The 415-nt window shown below is 62.2% G+C and carries 1 protein-coding gene; it reads left to right on the top strand.

Features of this window, described 5'->3' with window-relative positions:
• A partial coding sequence (locus tag AC1D0P_RS30580; RefSeq protein WP_477680163.1) for a M20/M25/M40 family metallo-hydrolase occupies positions 1-254 on the top strand: 254 nt, incomplete at its 5' end.
• Positions 255-415 lie beyond the last annotated feature (161 nt).

The raw sequence follows: 415 nt of genomic DNA, 5'->3' as shown, positions 1-415 counted from the left end.
CCTTCGACCCCGGCCTCGTCGCCTCGGTGCGCAAGGCCGCGGAAGATCTTGGCTACAGCCATATGGACATTATCTCCGGCGCCGGCCACGACGCCTGCTGGGCCTCCAAAGTAGCGCCCGCCACCATGGTCATGTGCCCCTGCGTCGGCGGTCTGAGCCACAACGAGGCCGAGGACATCTCCAAGGAATGGGCCACAGCCGGCGCCGACGTGCTACTCCGCGCGGTGGTGGAGACGGCAGGGATTGTGGAGTGAAAAAGCCGTCTCCAGAGCTGGCGCTCATATGGCTCTTTGCCCCGCTGGTCTGGATTGGGTTGCTGGTAAAGGTCGTCAACCTCGTCGAACTGCGCAGCACATACACTAGTCTCTGGCGAGAGCATCAAAACATGATGCAGCTGTTCGACCAGGGACAAAGG

Source organism: Polaromonas sp. P1_G2 (assembly GCF_056405515.1).
The sequence above is the reverse complement of the archived record's forward strand: the minus strand, read 5'-3'. Positions and strand labels throughout refer to the sequence as shown.